The sequence below is a fragment of the Microvirga medicaginis genome, assembly GCF_052658925.1.
Genome location: NZ_JBQWEL010000001.1, coordinates 434726 through 451426, shown reverse-complemented (window position 1 = coordinate 451426; position 16701 = coordinate 434726). Strand labels below are relative to the sequence as shown.

The following is a 16701-nucleotide window of genomic DNA, read 5'->3' as shown; positions in this document are numbered from 1 at the left end:
GAGGGTGATTCCGCGCGGGGCCGGGCCGCGTGCCACCCTCCAGGCGCCACCCGGGGCAGGCAGCCTCCTGTCATGGGACGGCGCGGCATCTCTCCGCCTGCAGCGCCTTGATGGTCACGGCGTTCGGGCAATACCGCTGCACCACGGGAACCCATCCCCGGTCGAGGTCGCGCCGGCAGCGGCGTGCCGCCGCGCAGCCGGAGCAGACGACGCTCATGTCACGCATGACGTCCGCATGGGTGCGCGCCATTCTCTCCGGTGCCAGGCCGACGGCACTCAGGAGGCGCGGCAGCTCCCCGCCGGCGGCGCCGCGCGAGGCCAGTCGGGCCAGCCCGTCCGGGGAGAGCCCGACATCCCGGGCCAGCGCCTGAAGCCCGTCCGCGTCGAATGAGGCCAACTCCCGTCCCGCCATGCGGCCGGACCGCCAGTTCGTGATGAGGGTCATCAAAGTCATGGGAAACCTCCACGCCGTTCAATGATGATGCCACGGCCGCTTCCTGCGACTTTGCTCTGGCGCAAACCGAACGGCGATGTTGTTTCGCAGGACCGACCCGCGACGGCAGCACCTCCATGCCGGGTGGCCGCTCAGGCCGGACGGCGGCCGGCGCGCCTCATCAGCGCGTGGCCGGCCAATGTGCCGGCACAACCTCAGGCTCCATCAGGACCGCGCGGGCGGTCCCCTTCGTGATGGCGGCCTGCAGGTCGGCCAGGAACCGCACGCGGTCGGAGCCGTGCTCGCGGCAGGCGTCGTCCACGGTGTGGAAGCAGGCAATCGGGCAGCCGACGCAGCGCATCTGGTGGTTCAGGAAAACCCGGATCGTCGCCGGCCATTGCCGCATGACATCGTCGACGAGCTGGGTGGATTCGACAGGCATGATCGCCTCCAATGTCGCGTTCTTCCGCAGTCCCACGATTAGCAGGCCCCCTGCCGACGCTCTTTGCGCGGCGACAAGAACCGGAACGCGGCGACTGTCCAATCGGTGTTTTGTTTGAGGCAGGGCAAAGAAGACAGGGGTTCGTCCAGTCAAGGTCCTGCCGTCGAAACGGGAAGCCGAGGCTCACCGACGGACGCCATGCGCGCCGCTTCAGGACGCCTTCCCGCGGGGAGGTCGGCCGCGTTCGAGACCTGTCCGGAATCCCGATCCCAACACCGCCCGTGGCCAGGGGCTCCCCAGCCGCGCACCAAGGAACGCTGTCCAATGTGCAGTTGCAATGTCACCGAGACCATCATCGACGTCCGCCAGATCATGCCGCGGATGCGCCACCCCCTGATCTTTCAGACCTTCGATCAGCTTGCGCCCGGCGAGGCCTTCCTGCTCGTCAACGACCATGACCCACGACCGCTGTTCTACCAGTTCAATGTCGAGCGGCCAGGCGCGTTCGGCTGGGACTACCAGGAGGAGGGGCCTGACCTCTGGCGGGTCCGTATCAGCCGCGCCGCCTGACGGCGCCGGGCTTGTTCAGGGTGGGGCCCGCATGGGTTCCTCCTCGCGCCCGCCCGGACACCCTCCCGAAAGGCCTTGGCGATGACCGAGTTCTGCGTTGCCCTGGGTGCCTTCCTGGCAGCCCATCTGATCCCGGCAAGCCGCGGCCTGCGGGCCCGCCTGATCCTGCTGATGGGCCGGACGGCCTACCTGGCCGCCTACTCGATTCTGTCCCTGGCGCTCCTGGGCTGGCTGATCGTGGCCGCCCAGCGCGCGGGAACCGTGTGGCTCTGGGATCCGGCCCCCTGGCAGTGGCACGTGCCCTTCGTCGCCATGCCGGCTGCAACATTCCTCCTCGTCGCGGGCCTCATGGCAGCCAACCCCCTCTCGATTTCCCTGAGAGGCGGCACCGACCCTGGCCCAATCACCGCCGTCACGCGGCACCCGGTGCTGTGGGGCTTCCTGATCTGGGCGGCGACCCACATCCCCCCGAACGGAACCGTGGTCGCACTCCTGCTCTTCGGCGCGATGGCCCTGTTCTCCCTGCTCGGGTTCATCCTGCTTGACCTCAAGGCGCGCAAGCGCCTCGGCCCAGAGCGCTGGCGGGAACTGGCGGCCGGAACCTCCATCCTTCCGTTCGCGGCGCTCCTTTCCGGGCGGGCGCGATGGAACGCGTTGCGCCCTCTGGTCCTGCCGGCCCTGATCGCCGTTGCCGTCTACGTTTGGTTCATGCTGCAGGGCTATGCGCTCCTCATCGGCCCGGATCCCCTCGCCGGCCTCGCGGCCATGGGATAGCACCTGCCGGGCAGCGGGCGCCGATCTCGGCAGGCAAACCCGGAGATCTTACCGCATGAGGAAAGGACGACCGCTGCCGACGTTGCTCCGTCTCGGGACAGGAACGACGGCGATCCCGCCGGCCTTGGTCGGTCAGCCGCAAATGCTGTCCGTGGCAGCGCGGCCGGGCAGGCGCAGGGCTTTCGGGCCAATGTTGAGACCGATCTGCAGGCTGTCGGCGACGCGCCGCGCGCGGTCGATGAAGAACTCCGCGACATCATGCTCGCAGACCTCACGCGCCGTTGCCTCGAACAGGGCAAGCCAGCGCTCGAAGTGGCCCTCCACCAGAGCCATCCCCCTGTGCGCCTGCTGCGGCTTGCCTTGGTAGCGGCCTGTGCGCAGGGCGATGGACGACCAGAAGTCGACCATGATCGCCAGGTGCTCGTTCCAGCGGTGGGACAGAGCCTGGCGGAAGATCGGTCCGAGCTCTTCGTCCTGCAGAACCCGGTCGTAGAAGGTCTCGACCAGACGCCGGATCATGTCCTCGGTCACGCCCCTCGCCGGCTCGATCAGGGGAATCGCGGTCATTGAATTCATGCCAAAAGATGCCTTCGGAATTCCTGTTTGCTTACGCCCAAAAAGATGTATGTTCAATGCATCTTTTTGGGGTTCGAATGAAGCTCACATCCCACACCGACTTTGCGCTGCGCCTGCTGATGAGCCTTGCCGTGATGGAGGAGCGCCTCGTCACCATCGAGGAGCTCGCGACGCGCCACGGGCTGTCGCGCAACCACCTGATGAAGGTGGCGCAGACCCTGGTCAGCCTCGGCTACGTGACAGGCGTGCGCGGACGAACCGGCGGCCTGAAGCTCGCCAAGCCGGCCTCTGCCATCCGGATGGGCGAGGTCGTCCGCGCCCTGGAGGACGATACCGCCTTGGTCGAGTGCCTGGGCGATGGCCCGACCACCTGCATCCTGAGCGGTGCCTGCCTCCTCACGCGCACCATGGGCCGCGCGAGGGAAGCCTTCTTCGCCTCGCTCGACGAGGTGACGCTGGCCGACCTCGTCGCCCCGCGGATCCTGCTGCGCCAGCGCCTCGGGGTTGGCAACGGAAACGAACGCGGCCTTGCCGCCACTGCCTGAGATCAACATACCCAACGGAAGGAAATAAGAGCCATGCCGACCAAAGCCATTCTGACCGCCGTGCTCCTGCTCTCGGCGGCGCCGGCCTCCGCGGAGTGCGTCTACCGGAATGCCTACAACCACCTGACCAACGAATACGTTACCGTTCCGGTCTCCTGCCCTCCCGTAAAGGCAAGCCAGACCCCAAAGTATCGCAGCTGGCATGAATGCCCGGTCCACGAGGAGCGGAACGCCAAGACCGGCGATGTCTATCAGGTGCGGTCCTGCGCTTGACGAACCCATCGATGGCGGAGTGAGGGCCGTCATCACCGGAAGCGACACAACAAAGCCCACAGGAGTCAGGTCGAAGCTCGGCTCCTGTGGGCTTTTTGCTGCCGAGCCCAAGGCCAGTCGGTGGACCATCCCCCGGGAGGCCGTCCGCCCTTCATGAATGGGATCGTTCAGGACATCGAACCGGTGTTCCTCGCGCTGACCTAATACGATCCGAGGCTTTCTCCCTCCCGCACCGCACACACCGTTTGATCTAGATCAAACCCTTGACGGTTCTCGCCAAAATCCATCCGGTCTCGACCGCATTCGCCAATATATTTGCGCTGCAGCAAATAAGCCCCTGAAGCTGGAGAGTACAACGCCTTCATCCGATGACGGACCAGATCGATCCGCCAGGCGGTCCCACAGAGGAGACGATGATGAAGGCCATGAAGATCTCGGGACGCCGGCCGCTGCTTGCGACCGCTGCTGTAGTAGCCCTTGCCGCCGCGGCGTGGCTCGGCGCCCCGCTCGCAGCCAACGCGGGCGACAAGGTGGCGGCTGCCCCGGCTCACGCCCACGCTGCGACGGAGGCAGCCCCGGTCAGCGTCGTGCGCCTGCCGTCCGATCTGCCGGGTCCTATCGGCAAGCGTGGCCCGCAGCGGGTCAAGGTCGACTTCGAAACCACCGAAGTGACCGGTCATCTGGACGACGGCACCACCTACCACTACTGGACCTTCAACAATAAGGTCCCGGGCCCGTTCGTCCGGGTGCGGGTGGGCGACACGGTCGAGGTCAAGCTGAAGAACGCCGACGACAGCGTGATGATGCACAACGTCGACTTCCATGCGGTCACCGGCCCCGGCGGCGGCGCCAAGGCCACCGAAGCGGCTCCAGGCGAAACTCGCGGCTTCGAGTTCAAGGCGCTCAACCCCGGCCTCTATGTCTACCACTGCGCAACCCCCACGGTCGCCCAGCACATCGCCAACGGCATGTACGGCCTGATCCTGGTGGAGCCGGAGGAGGGCCTGCCGAAGGTCGACCATGAGTTCTACGTCATGCAGGGCGAGATCTACACCGAGCAGGCCCATGGCACGAAGGGGCTCGTGGAAGAGAGCATCGACAAGCTCCTGAGCGAGCGTCCCGAGTACTTCATCTTCAACGGCAGCGCGGACGCCCTGAAGAAGAACCCGCTCAAGGCGAAGGTCGGCGAGACGGTGCGCATCTACTTCGGCGTGGGCGGCCCGAACTATACCTCGTCGTTCCATGTGATCGGCGAGATCTTCGACGAGGCCTATCCGCTGGCTTCGCTCAGCTCGCCGATGAAGGACGTCCAAACCATCACCACTCCTCCGGGTGGGGCCAGCGTAGTCGACTTCAAGGTCGAGGTGCCCGGCAACTACGTCCTGGTGGATCACGCTCTGAGCCGGGTCGAGCGGGGTCTGGCCGGCATCCTCCAGGTCGAGGGTGCGAAGAACGAGGCGATCTTCAAAGACTACAACCCCGAGAAGTCGGCCATGTCGACCAGCGGCCACTGATCGCAGCGATACGATCTGGTGAAAAGTCCGGGCCAGGCCCGGACTTTTTGCATTTCAGGTCTTTGCGCGAGGGCAACGAAGCCGGGGCCGGCATCTGTCTTCCTGTCGGCACAGGGCCAACACCGCCCCGCTTCGAACCCCACGGAGAATGTTGATGAAGCCTGAACTGCGCGAGGTCGCCACTCCCGGCCCGGCCGCCCCACCCGCCCCCTCGCCTCTGCTGGCGCGCGTGCGCGCCGTCATGGACACCTTTGACCTGGACTGCCGCTGCCGCGGCAAGCTCGACGCCGCTCTGGAACGGTTCGAGGCGTTGGAGAACCGGCGCCAGCTCCGCGGCCTGATCCTTGATGCCCGCCATCAGGCGGAACGCATCGGAGCGCTGCTCGAACTCGTCGGCGAGCTCGACACGGTGTCGACGGACGAGGCCGACCTGAGCGTGTTTCAGGAGATCGCGCTGTTGTTCGAGGACATCAAGGCGGCGGCGACACGTGGAGCCGAGGACATGGTCCGGGCCGGAGGGCTTGATCTGCATGGCAGTGAAACAGCCTGACCTGTCCGGGCGCTGATTGCGCTTGTCAGAGGGCGTTCACCGGCCCGGCCGGCGCAGGGCTCCCGGCAGCGGCCGGTCGCCAAAGTCGATGGTGGAACGCTGCAGGATGCGCCCGGCCGCTTCGACGACAAGCCGCAGCCGCCGTCCGGCATGGAAGAACGTCAGGCGGAAGCGGCCCTCATCCTCGCCGATGCCGCGCTCGCACCGGCTCGTGATCGCCCCGCTGCGGAGCAGCTCCGGTACGCATGATGGCTCCACGCCCAGGCCCTCGCCGAGAACCGAAGCGTCAACCTGGATCGTGCCGTCCTGGATTTCGATCTCGGGCATGTTGGTTCCCTTCACTGGTGCGGCCAAGCCGAGCCACAGTTGCGTCAGGCCGCCGACGCGGAGGCTGGGCCCACGGCGGGCGTCAGCAGGACCACCTCCGGATCGTCGGCATGGTCGAGCAGCTGCCGGACGCGCTCCTGCCATAGCCGGCGGAACTCCTGGGCCTCCGCCGGGGAGGCCTCGCCACCAAGCACCCGCTGGAACAGCGGCCGTGCATCGGCATGAAGCGGCACGGCCGCGGAGTTCAGGCTCGCGATGACGCCTTCACCGGTGTCGCGACGGGTGAACCGGATCTCGCCGGCGATGGCGGCCCCGAAGGCGAGCCGGTCACGGCGCTCGAACCGCCCTGCGATGCCCTTGAACCCGCCCTCCCCGGCAGCTCCGGTGACGAGGGTGGCCACCGCGGCGACCACGCCGGCCACGCCCTCGGAGGCGTCCTGGCTCAGCGTGACGTCAATGTCGCCCCGCACCGGGATCTCGCCCTGGTACAGATGCCTAAGCGCCCGCCGCGTCATGAGGTAGGCGCCGGCCACGGTCGGGCACGAATGCCCGGCCAGCTTGACCGCATCGAGATACGTGTACTCGACCAGTCCGTCCTCCGTCGCGCCGAGAAAGGCGCTCAGCGGATCGTACAGCGTGATGCGCGGCGCCGCGTCAAAGAAGCTCGGATAATTCATCGGCATCTCCAGAGATCATGCCGAATGCTACCCTGGTTGCGCCGTCCGCTCGTTGCTCTGGCTCAACGAGGCTGATGGTTGCCGAGCCCGGGTCTGTGCTCTGAACACACCCTGCCGGGGTGCGGCGATAACTAGTCAGCCGTCGGGGCGGCTCGTCCTTTCCGCTGCAGGCCGGCAGCTCGGGCCGAAGGCCTAGAACACTGCGGCGAGCCAAGCGTGCATTTTGCCGAGCAGCGGGTGCTCGTCCACCGATGTGGACAAAGCCGCACGCTGCTGCACGCCCTCCAGGCGGGCCCTCACCTCCTCCGGTGCCGGCGCGTCGGCCTGCCGGCCGATGGCAAGCGTACCTTCGAGAATGGCCAAGTGCTCCTGGAAGGACTGAAGCCAGCGCAGGCGCGCGGTGATGTACGCCTCGCGCTCGCGCTCCACCTCCGGCGTGTCGGCACAGGCCAGGCGGGCGACAAAGGGCAGCAGGAGCTGGCGCTCCGCGTCTTCAGCCTCGTCGTTCAACTGCATGGCCAGCGCGCAGATCGGGCGTGAGAAGCAGTCCGGCATGTCCTGCACAGAGCGGACGGGCCGGTACGGGAACCCGGCCGCGACAATGGCGGCCTCGTTGATGCAGGTCCCGCCGTCCTTGCCCGGGAAAGTGTGCGAGCCTCGCTTCAGCTTCCAGTTCAGGATGTGATCAAAGTTGTCCATGGCGGCCATCCTTGCGGCGCGCCCCCACCACAGGATGGTGGTCTCCGCGCAGGAGCCCTGTCAATCGGACAATATGGCGTCGACGGGCGGATGCAGCCTCACGCCCGCCGCTACGGCCACGGTCCAGCGGACCTGCGCCAGACGTGTTCCGGCCGACCGGGCCCAGACGCCTCGTGCGGCTTGACCTTTTGCGGCCTTGTGCGTTGTCCCAGGCCCCATCGCCCGGCGACGGCCGCACGGTTCATGCATCGGCGGGGCTTGCCGACCGGAAAGGCTCACCTATGCCCACCCTTGCGTCCGCCGCCGTGATCGCAGCCATCCTGCTGGCTGTCATCCACGTCATCACGCCGTCGCTGCGTTTTCTTGAGGGCACCCCGCGCAGCATCTGGCTGTCCCTCGCGGGAGGCGTGTCGGTGGCCTACGTCTTCGTCCATCTGCTGCCGGAGCTCGCCGCCGGCCAGGAGCAGGTCAGCCAGGTGGTCCAAGCAAGCGAGACCTTTGCAGAGCGCCATGTCTACCTGATCGCCTTGACGGGACTGGCGGTGTTCTACGGCCTCGACCGGCTCGCCAAGACGTCGCGCTCCCAGCGTGAGGGGGCACCCGTCCAGCCCGGGCGGGGCAGCGAGGCGGCGGAGGCCAGCACCAGCCCGCAGGTGTTCTGGATCCACATGGGCTCGTTCGCCATCTACAACGCGCTGATCGGATACCTCCTGCTCCACCGCGAGGTGATGACGCTGCCGGCACTGCTGTTCTTTGCCGTGGCGATGGCGCTGCATTTCCTGGTGACCGACTACGGGCTCAACGAGGACCACAAGAAGCCCTACCGCCACATCGGCCGCTGGGTGCTGGCGGCCTCGATCCTGCTTGGGCTCGGCATCGGCTTTGCCACAGAAGTCTCCGAGGCCGCCATCGCCGTCCTCACGGCATTCCTGGCCGGAGGAGTGATCCTGAACGTGCTCAAGGAAGAGGTGCCGAGCGAGCGCCAGAGCCGCTTCTGGGCCTTTGCCGCCGGCATGGCCGGCTATGCGGCCCTGCTGCTGACCCTCTGAGGGAGTCCCGGGAGCAAGGAAGGCGCCAGCGGCCGCTCTAGAACGGGCGCTACCATCGTGCCGGCGATCAAGAGGTGCTGATTTCGATCCGGACCGTCTGCACGCCATCCTGTACCGTCACCTCCTTCACCTTGGCTCCAGTGTGGGCCTTGATGACGCTGAGGTTGCCGCTGCGTTCCAGGCGGGCCTCCTCCACCTGCTCCAGACGCGAGATGCCCTTACCCCGCAGGTCCTCCCAGAGGTCATGCTCGGTCATGTGCGTCACCCGCAACGCCGATGTGTCAACGTCGCCGTTGCAGACCAGGACGCGTGACTTGTCTTTGATCACTGTCCCGAATCCATGCCAGCGCATGGCGATGCCAGAGAACAGCCAGTGCATGCCGAGCAGCACCGCGGTCGCCGCAAGAGCAGGCAGAAACGGCGCGTTGCCGGTTACGGCGCGGCTGACAATGGAGCCGATCATGATGCCGAGGATCACGTCGAAGGCGGTGGCGCGTCCCATGAAACGCTTCTTGGCCAACCGGACCATGAGAACGGTGACCACATACACGATGGCTGCGCGCAGCCCCATCTGTAGGACGTTGATATCGCGGCTCTCCAGCCCGAGGCCCAGCGCCACACGCACGATCTCCTCAACCTGATCCATGCTTGCCACCTCCGAAAACGCACAGGGAATGGACGTAACGAGCCTGGTCGGGACGGGTTCGCCGCCGTTCCCAGGCCGCCTTAGACGTCACAGGCGGCTTGCCTGACCGGCGAGGTCCGCCCGCAGGGCCGCGATCTCGGTTCGCAGGGCGGCCAGATCGCTGCTGCTTGCGGTGTCTGTCTCAGGCGAAGCGGCATCCCGCTCGACGAAGAACGAGGCAAAGCTTGCGGTGATGTAGCCGAACACCGCAAAGCCATACAGCGACAGCAGGAAACAGAGGATGCGGCCCTCCAGGCTCTTGGGCCAGTATTCGCTGCCCATGGTGGTCAGCAGCATGCCGGTCCACCACAGCGCGTCGGCATAGCTGGCAAAGCCACCCTCCACCTCTGAGGCAGGCTCGAAGGCCAGCATGCCGCCGGCCCCGAGCAGCGCGATCAGCACAGTCAGACCAATGACATAGCCGAGCCCGCGCCGGCTCAGGCTGGCCCGCAGGGCGTTCATGCCCCGGTTGGCGGTGCCGACGATGCGCACGAGCCGAAAGCTGCGTGCTGCCCGGGCAACCTTGAGGAAGCGAAGACCCCGCAGCAGGCGGAAGGCGGGCACGACCAGGGCAATCACCGTGAGCCAGTTGCGCCGCAGGAAGGAGCCCTTGCGGGGAGCCAGCGCAAACCGGAGGGTGAACTCGGCGATGAAGGTGATCCAGATCGCGGTGCCGAAGACCTCCAGCATGCGGGTGGTGCCCCACACCAGCTCGACAATCACGAGCAGGAGCCAGGCGAAGCTGAGCACCATCATCGGCGTTTGCAGCCAGTTCTCAAGATCGTGGAGCACGCTCCAGCGCTCCTCCATCTCGCCCGCGGTCACGTGGGGCCTGTCGTTCATGGTCCGGCACTCCTGTTGCAACTCGGATGCCGGTGGGAACGGCGCCCGCGGCTGTCCGGGTCCTTGGCAGACGGCAGGATTATTCTTGGCCCCCCAAATAGCGGCCCCCGAATAGCGGGCGGGCACGGGGTCGGCCGTCGCGGGCCAAGGCCGAGGTCGGGCGGCTCCGTAGAGGGGAGCCCAGGCCGGACAGTAGCTTGGCCGGGAGGGTCAGGCTCGACGCCTGATCCTTTCGGATGACGGCCGGCTATCCGGGTCGGTGGGCGTGTACAATGTTCCGGATTTGGCGGAGAAGCCCATTGATCTCGGGGCAGGAGCCACGGCGGTCATCGCGACCCACTGGAACCGGACACGACCGCTGGGCTTTTCCAGCGTTGCAGCAAGAAAGCCCCGACGGGCATCCGAGCAGGAGGCATGATGCCCAAGAGGAGCGAGGGTCCCGGCCCTGAACTGAAGCGTCTGCACGAGTACCAGCGTGCGCTCGCCGCATTCGGTCGGATTGCCTCCGAGGTTCTGCCGCGTGAGAAGCTCTTGCACTACGTCACCGCCCAGGTTTCCCGCGTCACCCACATCAGGCATGTGAAGGTGTTGTGCTACCGCCCGGACCACGGCGACCTGCTGATGGTGGCAGGGGTGGGCTGGAAGCCCGGCGTGGTGGGACAGACGACCTTTGCCCTCGACAATGCCTCTGTGGCCGGACGATGCATGCAGACAGCGGCTCCGGTGATCGTCGAGGACCTGCCGAACGACCCTGAGTTCCGCATGCACCCGAGCCTGCGCGAGCATGGCATCGTCTCGCTCGTGAACGTTCCGGTGCGGATCGACGGGCGCACCTGGGGCGTGCTGGAGGTGGATGCGGAGGAGCCACGCACCTTCGACGAAGGCGACGTGACCTTCCTGTCCACCATGGCCAACATCCTGGGCGTGGTTCTGCTGCGGTTGGAGACCGAAGCCAAGGCCGCCGAGGCGGCCGCTGTCCATGCCAGGGAGAAGTCCTTTGCCGAGGTGGTCCTGCGCGAGTTCCAGCACCGGGTGAAGAACAACCTCCAGACCATCATCTCCTTTCTGGCGCTGCAACGGCGGCATGCCTCGTCACAGGAGGATCGGGACCGCTTCGTCAGCGTCATGGACCGGGTGCATGCCATCGCTCTGGCCCAGGATCAGCTCTCCTTCGAGAGCGGCATCAGCAATGTGGAGTTCGGCGATTACCTGCGGGCCCTGTGCGCCAACATCGACCCGCAGCGGGAGGCGGTGAGCATTGAGGTTGAGGCCAAGCGCGGAGCGCTGCTTCCTCTGGATCGGGCTGTAGCGGCCGGGCTGATCGTCAACGAGCTGGTCACCAACTCCCTGAAGTACGCCTTCGACGAGGACGGTGGCCTCATCCGGGTCAGCTTCACCACACGGTCCGAACTCGGCGAGGCCTGCCTTGCGGTCGCGGACAACGGACGCGGGATGGGACCACCGCGGAAGGGCGGGCTCGGCCTTCAGCTCATCGACGCCTTCGCCAACCAGCTTGATGGACAGGTGGAGCGGGAGGCAGTCGAGAAGGGCACGCGCACCTGCGTCAGATTTCCCTTGCCGCTATGAAGACATCCGGCTGCGGACAGGCGAACGTGAGGAATGATATGTCCCAAAATTCAACGTGGCCCGTAACGGAGAACAGGTGGTGCGGATGGATCTGACTGAAATTGTTGCCAATGCCATTTTGACTGCCGCCGCCGATGCGGTCGTGGCGACGGACCGCGACGGGATCATCCGCGTGTGGAACCCCGGAGCCGAGCGAATCTTCGGTCATCGTGCCGGCGAGGCGCTCGGACAGTCCCTGGACCTCATCATCCCAGAGCGCCTGCGGGCACGTCACTGGGAGGGCTTCCACCGCGTCATGACAATGGGCGAGAGCCATTACGGCGCGGGCGACCTGCTATCGGTGCCGGGCATCCGCAAGGACGGACAGCGGATCTCGCTGGAGTTCACCATCGTGCCGATCAAGGACGAGCACGGACAGATGCACGGCCTCGCCGCCGTCATGCGCGACGTGACCAGCCGCTTCGAGGAGATCAGAAGCCTGAAGCGGAAGCTGGCGGACGCGAGTGCTCCCCCGAGCCCGCACTGACCGGCATGGCGAACCCGTTCTATACCATCGGGCATTCCACCCGCACCATTCCGGAATTCGCGGACCTCCTCCGCGAGGCGAAAGTCGGGCTTGTGGTGGACGTCCGGACCGTTCCGCGCTCCCGGACGAACCCGCAGTTCAACCGCGACGCCCTGCCCGAGAGCCTTGCGGAGTACCAGATCGGATACGAGCACATTGCCGAGCTTGGCGGGCTGCGCGGCCGGCAGCGCTAGGTCGAGCCGTCCCCCAACGGATACTGGGAGAACACGAGCTTCCGGAACTATGCCGATTACGCCCTGACGGATCGGTTTCGGGAGGGGCTTGGCCGCCTGACTGTCCTCGGCAGCGAGAACATCACGGCGATCATGTGTGCCGAGGCGGTGTGGTGGCGCTGCCACCGCCGGATCATCGCCGATTACCTGCTCGCCTCCGGCCATGCGGTGTTCCACATCCTTGGGCCCGGCAAGATCGAGCCGGCGTCTCTCACGCCCGGAGCCCGGCCATCCACTGAATGGATCGTCTATCCCGCTGCCGTGGGATGAGGCCGCGCAGCCTCAGCTGACACCGGTGTAGCGGCCGGGCCTGTGGTTCGTCGCCAGCACGAGGTTGAGCACAGCGGTCCCCAGCAGCGACAAGGCCAGCCCGTCGACATCGAGGACGAACAAGGACGCAAGGAGGATCAGCGTGTCGATGGCCAACTGGACATACCCGGCCCTCAGGCCGTGGCGCTCCTGAAGGTATAGGGCCAGGATGTTGATGCCGCCCAGGCTGGCCCGGTGGCGGAAGAGAATCAGAAGCCCGATCCCGGCGAGCGCCCCGCCGGTGACCGCGGCGAAAATCGAGTCGAGATGGCCCATGCTGATCGAAGAGGCTGCCAGCTTCGAGAGCAGGGAAACCAGGAGGACGGCCAGGAAGGTCCTTACCGCGAGCATCCAGCCCATGCGTATGACGGCAAGGAAATAGAACGGAAGATTGATGACGAAGAAGACAGCCGCAAACTCGGATCCGGTTGCACGCGCCAGCAGAAGGGCGAGGCCCGCCGTGCCGCCGGTCAGCAGGCCGGCGGTGCTGAAGAAGGTGATCCCGAGCGCCACCATCAAGGTGCCCGTGAGGACGGCTGCCACATCCTCGTAAGGGCGATGCATGCTCGCCATGGCTTGATCCGTCACGGTCTTCCCCCTTGTGCCTGCTCCTTGCCCGCGCGCCTCAGGACATAGCCCCTTCCCGCAGGATCTCTCTTTGCCGACGAGCAAGGATCTGCACGATTGCACTCGCCTCGCGAAGGCTTTGGTCCGGCGGGTCAGCCCGCCGGGAACCCGGCGCCGGATGGTGGGTTCCTCATTCAGCCAAGCTTGAGGCCGTCGAGACGAAAAGGAGCGACGTGATTGTGACCAGTGAACGCTATGCCATCGGCCTGGCCCGCGCCTTCGGCGGCGCGATCATCTTCGGCATCCCGCTGCTGATGACCATGGAGATGTGGTCGCTCGGTTTCGCGATGGGCCGCGGCCGGCTGCTGCTGCTCATGGTTTTCACCCTCATGATGCTCGTCGGCCTCTCCTACTTCTCCGGCTTTGAGAAGACCTTCAGCCTGAAGGAGGACGCCATGGACGCGTTCGCCGCCTTGGGTGTCGGCGTGATCACGTCCGCGGTGCTGCTCCTGGGGCTCGCGGTGGTCACCTTCGACATGAGCTGGGGCGAGATCGTCGGCCGGGTGGCGCTGCAGAGCGTGCCGGCAAGCATCGGGGCGATGCTCGGGCGCAAGCAGCTTGGGGCGGAGCAGGACATGAAGGCGGAGGAGGAGCGCAAGCAGGAGGCAGGCTATGCCGGCGAACTCTTCCTCATGCTGGCTGGAGCCCTGTTCCTGGCCTTCAACATGGCCCCGACGGAGGAGATGATCCTGATCGCGTTCCAGATGACGCCGCGGCACGCCCTGGCGCTTGGGATCCTGTCCCTCCTGCTCCTGCACGTATTCGTCTACAGTATCGGGTTCTCCGGCCAGGAGAGCCGGCCCGAGGGCGGGACATTCCTGGCGACCTTCCTGCACTTCACCCTCGCCGGCTACGGCATTGCACTTTTGGTGAGCCTCTATGTGCTCTGGAGCTTCGGCCGGATCGATGGTGTCTCCGTGGCCGAGATCGCGAACATGCTGGTGGTGCTGGGCTTTCCGGCGTCGCTCGGCGCCGCGACGGCGCGGCTGGTGGTGTGAGACTGTGATGAACCGTGAACATAAGGTCGGCGAAATCCATCCCGAAACGTCCCGGCCGCAGGTGCCCTGGCTCGAATGGGTCGCTGCCGGCACCGGCCTCCTGCTGGGGCTCGGCATCTTCGGGGTGATCGGATGGCAGGCGTTCAATGGTGCAACCACGCCACCCGTGATCACCGTCGAGGTTGAGAACGTGACTCCCGTGGAGGGCGGCCACCGGGTTTTGCTCCGGGCGCGCAACACCGCCGGCGAGGCCGCCGCACAGGTCGAGATCGAGGGCAAGGTGACCATGGCTGGTGAACACGAGGAAACCAGCCGGGTTGTCTTCGACTACATCCCTGGGCACTCGGCGCGCCAGGGCGGCCTGTTCTTCACCCGTGACCCGAGGGCCGGCACCCTGATCGTGCGAGCCACAGGGTTCGCCGAAACCTGACCGAGCGCGCGGTTAGGAGCCATAGCCTGCAGGAGGAGCAATGGTCCGGTGGGATTACGACCGGCACGAAATCCTGGCGGACGGCATCGTGCATGGCCTGGGCATCGTCGGCGGGCTGGTCGGCGTGACCCTGCTGCTCGTCCTCGCCGCACCGACGGTCGGCCCCTGGGAGCTGACCGCAGTGGCGATCTACGGGAGTGGCCTGCTCGCGGTGCTCGGGATCTCAGCGGTCTACAACCTTTGGCCGGTTTCCCCGGTCAAATGGATTCTGCGCCGGTTCGACCACTCCGCCATCTACCTCCTGATCGCGGGCACCTACACACCATTCATCACGCAGATGCGGAACGACGTCACGGCGATCCTTCTGCTGGTCGGCGTCTGGACGGGCTCTGTGGCCGGGATGGCCCTGAAGCTGTGCCTGCCGGGCCGGTATGATCGGCTTGCGATCCTGCTCTACCTGCTACTCGGCTGGAGCGGCGTCATGGCGTACGAGGCCGTGCTCGGCGCCCTGCCCGTCTCGGCCCTTTGGCTCTTGGCCGCAGGCGGCGCCCTCTACACGGTCGGGTGGTCTTTCACGTCTGGGACAGCCTGCGTTTCCAGAACGCGATCTGGCACGCCTTCGTGCTTGTCGCCGCGGCCTGTCACTATGGCGCCGTGCTGGAGTGCATGGTGCTGGCCCGCGGTTGATCCTTCACGCGGCGACATCGGCAGACCTAGGCCGCCTCCTTGACGGATTGCAGGGCGGGATTGTGCTGACGCAAGGACGTCGGTGCAGTCCCGCGCCATTCTCCGGAGGAACGAACCGGAGACATCCCATGCCGAACACCACACGCCTTCAACCCCTGAAGCAACCCGCGGCATCCGATACGGCCATTGAGGCCATTGCTCGTCGGGCCTACGAGGCCTGCCACCGCGACGACACCTTCGACGACCTCAAGCGGCGGGCAGGCTTCTCGCGCGAGGCCGCCGGCCTGCTCCGCGCCTGGACCGAGGCGGCCCGGTCAGGACGCCTCAGTCCTGTCGGTTCGCCCTCGCCGGACCAGCCCGTTGCGGACGAAGTTGGCGCGCGGGCGGCCTGAGACGTCTCTGGACGCTGTCGCGGAGCCTTTCCCATGGGATTGCCACTCCCGGGCAACGACTGCCTGGCTGTGATGCCGTCCGCGGTTCCCCGACCGATCTGAACCGGGACGGCGTCCGGCGGTTGACCCGGTGCGGCCCGCCTCTGCGACCGAAGCAAGGCCAGGGGCTGACGTTTGTCCTGTTCGATCCAAGGGAGGTGGCATGGCCGGCGTTGATCGTTCCCTCGTGGCGAATGTTCCGGTCTTTGCCGGCCTCGCGCCGGAGCAGGTCGACCAGCTGCTTCAGGAGGCGCATTCCTTCTTCATCCTGCTGCACGGGCGCCTGCGGGTGTTCAAGCTCACTCCCGACGGACAGCAGGTCGTGGTCCGCTTCGTGACACCGGGCGAGGTCTTCGGCATCGCCATGGCCATTGGCCGCACAACCTATCCGGCCACGGCCCATGCCGTCGTCGACAGCATTGCCCTGGTCTGGCCCTCCACCGCATGGCCCCGGCTTGTGGCGACCCACCCGGGGCTGGCGGTCAACACCCTCCAGGCCGTGGGCAGCCGGCTCCAGGACGCGCACACCCGGGTGGTCGAGATGTCGACCGAGGAGGTCGAGCGCCGCGTCGCCCACGCCCTGCTCCGCCTGGCGCGGCAGGCCGGGCGCCGGATCGAGGCCGGGGTCGAGATCGACTTCCCGATCACGCGCCAGGACGTCGCCGAGATGACCGGCACAACGCTGCACACGGTGAGCCGCGTCCTGAGCGCCTGGGAGAACCGGGGGCTGGTCGAGGGCGGGCGGCAGCGTATCATCCTCCGCGACCCGCACAAGCTGTTCATGCTCGCCGAGGGCTCACCCGATTAGGCATCTGGACCAACCGGAGTGGCTTGCCGCCAGCTCGCGGCTGCGCTGGTTCCTGGGAAGATAGACCAA

General features: G+C 66.5%; 22 protein-coding genes and 2 pseudogenes. 15 read left to right on the top strand and 9 right to left on the bottom strand.

Features of this window, described 5'->3' with window-relative positions:
- Positions 1 to 70: 70 nt before the first annotated feature.
- Positions 71 to 454 (bottom strand): hypothetical protein, encoded by a 384-nt coding sequence (locus ACUXUR_RS02185; RefSeq protein WP_445500681.1) that lies wholly within the window; start codon positions 452 to 454, stop codon positions 71 to 73.
- Positions 455 to 614: 160 nt separating this feature from the next.
- Entirely contained in the window at positions 615 to 875 is a 261-nt protein-coding gene (locus ACUXUR_RS02180) for a DUF1858 domain-containing protein (protein ID WP_445500680.1), read from the bottom strand.
- A gap of 324 nt (positions 876 to 1199) precedes the next feature.
- Here ACUXUR_RS02180 and ACUXUR_RS02175 point away from each other — a divergent pair, with 324 nt between their 5' ends.
- A complete protein-coding gene (locus ACUXUR_RS02175; RefSeq protein WP_445500679.1) occupies positions 1200 to 1445 on the top strand; it encodes a DUF2249 domain-containing protein in 246 nt (81 codons plus the stop codon).
- Positions 1446 to 1526: 81 nt separating this feature from the next.
- Positions 1527 to 2219 carry an NnrU family protein gene (locus ACUXUR_RS02170; RefSeq protein WP_445500678.1) on the top strand — a complete coding sequence of 231 codons (693 nt, stop codon included), beginning with the start codon at positions 1527 to 1529 and terminating at the stop codon, positions 2217 to 2219.
- 132 nt (positions 2220 to 2351) lie between these two features.
- Here the strand turns inward: ACUXUR_RS02170 and ACUXUR_RS02165 are convergent, their stop codons facing one another.
- Entirely contained in the window at positions 2352 to 2786 is a 435-nt protein-coding gene (locus tag ACUXUR_RS02165) for a group III truncated hemoglobin (RefSeq protein WP_445500677.1), read from the bottom strand.
- Between the two features lie 65 nt (positions 2787 to 2851).
- On the opposite strand from ACUXUR_RS02165, the gene ACUXUR_RS02160 reads away from it, so the two are divergent.
- The 4 genes from ACUXUR_RS02160 to ACUXUR_RS02145 all read left to right on the top strand — a co-directional run bounded on the left by ACUXUR_RS02160 (position 2852) and on the right by ACUXUR_RS02145 (position 5677).
- Positions 2852 to 3340, top strand: coding sequence for an RrF2 family transcriptional regulator (locus tag ACUXUR_RS02160; RefSeq protein WP_445500676.1), 489 nt, complete (start codon positions 2852 to 2854; stop codon positions 3338 to 3340).
- Between the two features lie 33 nt (positions 3341 to 3373).
- Positions 3374 to 3613 carry a hypothetical protein gene (locus ACUXUR_RS02155; protein ID WP_262268366.1) on the top strand — a complete coding sequence of 80 codons (240 nt, stop codon included), beginning with the start codon at positions 3374 to 3376 and terminating at the stop codon, positions 3611 to 3613.
- A 413-nt stretch (positions 3614 to 4026) separates the two neighbouring features.
- Positions 4027 to 5127, top strand: coding sequence for a copper-containing nitrite reductase (gene nirK / locus ACUXUR_RS02150; protein WP_445500675.1), 1101 nt, complete (start codon positions 4027 to 4029; stop codon positions 5125 to 5127).
- Positions 5128 to 5281: 154 nt separating this feature from the next.
- Positions 5282 to 5677, top strand: a complete 396-nt coding sequence (locus ACUXUR_RS02145; protein WP_445500674.1) for a hypothetical protein — start codon at positions 5282 to 5284, stop codon at positions 5675 to 5677.
- Positions 5678 to 5713: 36 nt separating this feature from the next.
- On the opposite strand, the gene ACUXUR_RS02140 is transcribed toward ACUXUR_RS02145, so the two are convergent.
- The 3 genes from ACUXUR_RS02140 to ACUXUR_RS02130 all read right to left on the bottom strand — a co-directional run bounded on the left by ACUXUR_RS02140 (position 5714) and on the right by ACUXUR_RS02130 (position 7380).
- A complete protein-coding gene (locus ACUXUR_RS02140; RefSeq protein WP_445500673.1) occupies positions 5714 to 6004 on the bottom strand; it encodes a DUF6522 family protein in 291 nt (96 codons plus the stop codon).
- Between the two features lie 44 nt (positions 6005 to 6048).
- Positions 6049 to 6681 (bottom strand): FmdE family protein, encoded by a 633-nt coding sequence (locus tag ACUXUR_RS02135; protein ID WP_445500672.1) that lies wholly within the window; start codon positions 6679 to 6681, stop codon positions 6049 to 6051.
- Between the two features lie 192 nt (positions 6682 to 6873).
- On the bottom strand, positions 6874 to 7380 hold the full coding sequence (locus ACUXUR_RS02130; protein WP_445500671.1) for a hypothetical protein: 507 nt from the start codon (positions 7378 to 7380) through the stop codon (positions 6874 to 6876).
- A 281-nt stretch (positions 7381 to 7661) separates the two neighbouring features.
- On the opposite strand from ACUXUR_RS02130, the gene ACUXUR_RS02125 reads away from it, so the two are divergent.
- Positions 7662 to 8429, top strand: coding sequence for a hypothetical protein (locus tag ACUXUR_RS02125; RefSeq protein ID WP_445500670.1), 768 nt, complete (start codon positions 7662 to 7664; stop codon positions 8427 to 8429).
- A 67-nt stretch (positions 8430 to 8496) separates the two neighbouring features.
- Here the strand turns inward: ACUXUR_RS02125 and ACUXUR_RS02120 are convergent, their stop codons facing one another.
- Together ACUXUR_RS02120 and ACUXUR_RS02115 are read right to left on the bottom strand one after the other, a co-directional pair.
- Positions 8497 to 9075 carry a DUF421 domain-containing protein gene (locus ACUXUR_RS02120; RefSeq protein WP_445500669.1) on the bottom strand — a complete coding sequence of 193 codons (579 nt, stop codon included), beginning with the start codon at positions 9073 to 9075 and terminating at the stop codon, positions 8497 to 8499.
- A gap of 87 nt (positions 9076 to 9162) precedes the next feature.
- Positions 9163 to 9957, bottom strand: a complete 795-nt coding sequence (locus ACUXUR_RS02115) for an ion transporter (RefSeq protein WP_445500668.1) — start codon at positions 9955 to 9957, stop codon at positions 9163 to 9165.
- A gap of 414 nt (positions 9958 to 10371) precedes the next feature.
- Between ACUXUR_RS02115 and ACUXUR_RS02110 the strand changes: the two genes are divergently transcribed.
- From ACUXUR_RS02110 to ACUXUR_RS02100, 3 genes and pseudogenes are all read left to right on the top strand, one after another.
- Positions 10372 to 11544 carry a sensor histidine kinase gene (locus ACUXUR_RS02110; protein ID WP_445500667.1) on the top strand — a complete coding sequence of 391 codons (1173 nt, stop codon included), beginning with the start codon at positions 10372 to 10374 and terminating at the stop codon, positions 11542 to 11544.
- 85 nt (positions 11545 to 11629) lie between these two features.
- Positions 11630 to 12070, top strand: coding sequence for a PAS domain-containing protein (locus ACUXUR_RS02105; protein ID WP_445500666.1), 441 nt, complete (start codon positions 11630 to 11632; stop codon positions 12068 to 12070).
- A 5-nt stretch (positions 12071 to 12075) separates the two neighbouring features.
- Positions 12076 to 12612: pseudogene (locus ACUXUR_RS02100) on the top strand (DUF488 domain-containing protein).
- Positions 12613 to 12624: 12 nt separating this feature from the next.
- Here the strand turns inward: ACUXUR_RS02100 and ACUXUR_RS02095 are convergent.
- Positions 12625 to 13224 carry a YitT family protein gene (locus ACUXUR_RS02095; protein ID WP_445500875.1) on the bottom strand — a complete coding sequence of 200 codons (600 nt, stop codon included), beginning with the start codon at positions 13222 to 13224 and terminating at the stop codon, positions 12625 to 12627.
- A gap of 227 nt (positions 13225 to 13451) precedes the next feature.
- On the opposite strand from ACUXUR_RS02095, the gene ACUXUR_RS02090 reads away from it, so the two are divergent.
- The 5 genes and pseudogenes from ACUXUR_RS02090 (at position 13452) to ACUXUR_RS02070 (ending at position 16632) form a co-directional block, all read left to right on the top strand.
- The gene (locus tag ACUXUR_RS02090; RefSeq protein ID WP_445500665.1) at positions 13452 to 14276 is read left to right on the top strand and encodes a TIGR02587 family membrane protein; all 825 of its coding nucleotides are present in this window, start codon (positions 13452 to 13454) and stop codon (positions 14274 to 14276) included.
- A 7-nt stretch (positions 14277 to 14283) separates the two neighbouring features.
- Positions 14284 to 14706 carry a hypothetical protein gene (locus ACUXUR_RS02085; protein WP_445500664.1) on the top strand — a complete coding sequence of 141 codons (423 nt, stop codon included), beginning with the start codon at positions 14284 to 14286 and terminating at the stop codon, positions 14704 to 14706.
- Positions 14707 to 14746: 40 nt separating this feature from the next.
- A pseudogene (gene trhA, locus ACUXUR_RS02080) lies at positions 14747 to 15393 on the top strand (PAQR family membrane homeostasis protein TrhA).
- Positions 15394 to 15521: 128 nt separating this feature from the next.
- Positions 15522 to 15785: a hypothetical protein gene (locus ACUXUR_RS02075; RefSeq protein WP_445500663.1), complete on the top strand. Its 264-nt coding sequence runs from the start codon at positions 15522 to 15524 to the stop codon at positions 15783 to 15785.
- 202 nt (positions 15786 to 15987) lie between these two features.
- Positions 15988 to 16632 (top strand): Crp/Fnr family transcriptional regulator, encoded by a 645-nt coding sequence (locus tag ACUXUR_RS02070; protein WP_445500662.1) that lies wholly within the window; start codon positions 15988 to 15990, stop codon positions 16630 to 16632.
- The last annotated feature ends 69 nt before the right edge of the window (positions 16633 to 16701 follow it).

What these genes read in the sequence shown, in the direction of transcription:
- ACUXUR_RS02070 (WP_445500662.1), top strand. Translation starts at nt 15,988, where the DNA reads ATGGCCGGCGTTGATCGTTCCCTCGTGGCGAATGTTCCGGTCTTTGCC.
- ACUXUR_RS02095 (WP_445500875.1), bottom strand. Translation starts at nt 13,224, where the DNA reads ATGGCGAGCATGCATCGCCCTTACGAGGATGTGGCAGCCGTCCTCACG.
- ACUXUR_RS02135 (WP_445500672.1), bottom strand. Translation starts at nt 6,681, where the DNA reads ATGAATTATCCGAGCTTCTTTGACGCGGCGCCGCGCATCACGCTGTAC.
- ACUXUR_RS02130 (WP_445500671.1), bottom strand. Translation starts at nt 7,380, where the DNA reads ATGGACAACTTTGATCACATCCTGAACTGGAAGCTGAAGCGAGGCTCG.
- ACUXUR_RS02140 (WP_445500673.1), bottom strand. Translation starts at nt 6,004, where the DNA reads ATGCCCGAGATCGAAATCCAGGACGGCACGATCCAGGTTGACGCTTCG.
- ACUXUR_RS02155 (WP_262268366.1), top strand. Translation starts at nt 3,374, where the DNA reads ATGCCGACCAAAGCCATTCTGACCGCCGTGCTCCTGCTCTCGGCGGCG.
- ACUXUR_RS02110 (WP_445500667.1), top strand. Translation starts at nt 10,372, where the DNA reads ATGATGCCCAAGAGGAGCGAGGGTCCCGGCCCTGAACTGAAGCGTCTG.
- ACUXUR_RS02120 (WP_445500669.1), bottom strand. Translation starts at nt 9,075, where the DNA reads ATGGATCAGGTTGAGGAGATCGTGCGTGTGGCGCTGGGCCTCGGGCTG.
- ACUXUR_RS02165 (WP_445500677.1), bottom strand. Translation starts at nt 2,786, where the DNA reads ATGACCGCGATTCCCCTGATCGAGCCGGCGAGGGGCGTGACCGAGGAC.
- ACUXUR_RS02115 (WP_445500668.1), bottom strand. Translation starts at nt 9,957, where the DNA reads ATGAACGACAGGCCCCACGTGACCGCGGGCGAGATGGAGGAGCGCTGG.
- ACUXUR_RS02175 (WP_445500679.1), top strand. Translation starts at nt 1,200, where the DNA reads ATGTGCAGTTGCAATGTCACCGAGACCATCATCGACGTCCGCCAGATC.
- ACUXUR_RS02145 (WP_445500674.1), top strand. Translation starts at nt 5,282, where the DNA reads ATGAAGCCTGAACTGCGCGAGGTCGCCACTCCCGGCCCGGCCGCCCCA.
- ACUXUR_RS02085 (WP_445500664.1), top strand. Translation starts at nt 14,284, where the DNA reads ATGAACCGTGAACATAAGGTCGGCGAAATCCATCCCGAAACGTCCCGG.
- ACUXUR_RS02125 (WP_445500670.1), top strand. Translation starts at nt 7,662, where the DNA reads ATGCCCACCCTTGCGTCCGCCGCCGTGATCGCAGCCATCCTGCTGGCT.
- ACUXUR_RS02105 (WP_445500666.1), top strand. Translation starts at nt 11,630, where the DNA reads ATGGATCTGACTGAAATTGTTGCCAATGCCATTTTGACTGCCGCCGCC.
- ACUXUR_RS02075 (WP_445500663.1), top strand. Translation starts at nt 15,522, where the DNA reads ATGCCGAACACCACACGCCTTCAACCCCTGAAGCAACCCGCGGCATCC.
- nirK (WP_445500675.1), top strand. Translation starts at nt 4,027, where the DNA reads ATGATGAAGGCCATGAAGATCTCGGGACGCCGGCCGCTGCTTGCGACC.
- ACUXUR_RS02170 (WP_445500678.1), top strand. Translation starts at nt 1,527, where the DNA reads ATGACCGAGTTCTGCGTTGCCCTGGGTGCCTTCCTGGCAGCCCATCTG.
- ACUXUR_RS02185 (WP_445500681.1), bottom strand. Translation starts at nt 454, where the DNA reads ATGACTTTGATGACCCTCATCACGAACTGGCGGTCCGGCCGCATGGCG.
- ACUXUR_RS02160 (WP_445500676.1), top strand. Translation starts at nt 2,852, where the DNA reads ATGCATCTTTTTGGGGTTCGAATGAAGCTCACATCCCACACCGACTTT.
- ACUXUR_RS02180 (WP_445500680.1), bottom strand. Translation starts at nt 875, where the DNA reads ATGCCTGTCGAATCCACCCAGCTCGTCGACGATGTCATGCGGCAATGG.